Annotated in this window: 1 protein-coding gene; it reads left to right on the top strand. The window is 43.5% G+C overall.

Annotated elements, in window-relative coordinates:
- The first annotated feature begins 32 nt into the window (after positions 1 to 32).
- Entirely contained in the window at positions 33 to 173 is a 141-nt protein-coding gene (locus EOD41_RS20875) for a hypothetical protein (protein ID WP_164850015.1), read from the top strand.
- Positions 174 to 283 lie beyond the last annotated feature (110 nt).

Below are 283 nucleotides of genomic sequence, written 5' to 3'. Positions count from 1 at the left end.
GGACAATTCGATTGCTTAGCTTAGCATGAGGGATGCTGAAACAAGTTCAGCATGACAGCGTAGGATTAATTGCTTGCGGTCACGAAAAAAGAGCCACACAATCGCTTAATACAAACTTAAAAAGGATACGGCATCGTAATGCCGGATGGGCAGAGGCATTGCTTTGGCAGTAACATTGGCCGGCAGTGCGCAGCCGCGAGGTTTCTTTTTGGTTACTTTTTCCCTTAGACTTGTTATTTTGTTAAAGAAGTAGTAACCAAAAGCAGCAGGATGTTCTTATGTT

The organism is Mucilaginibacter limnophilus (assembly GCF_004005815.1).
Lineage (GTDB): Bacteria > Bacteroidota > Bacteroidia > Sphingobacteriales > Sphingobacteriaceae > Mucilaginibacter > Mucilaginibacter limnophilus.
Note: the sequence above shows the minus strand (reverse complement) of the source record. Positions and strands in the feature narration are given on the sequence as shown.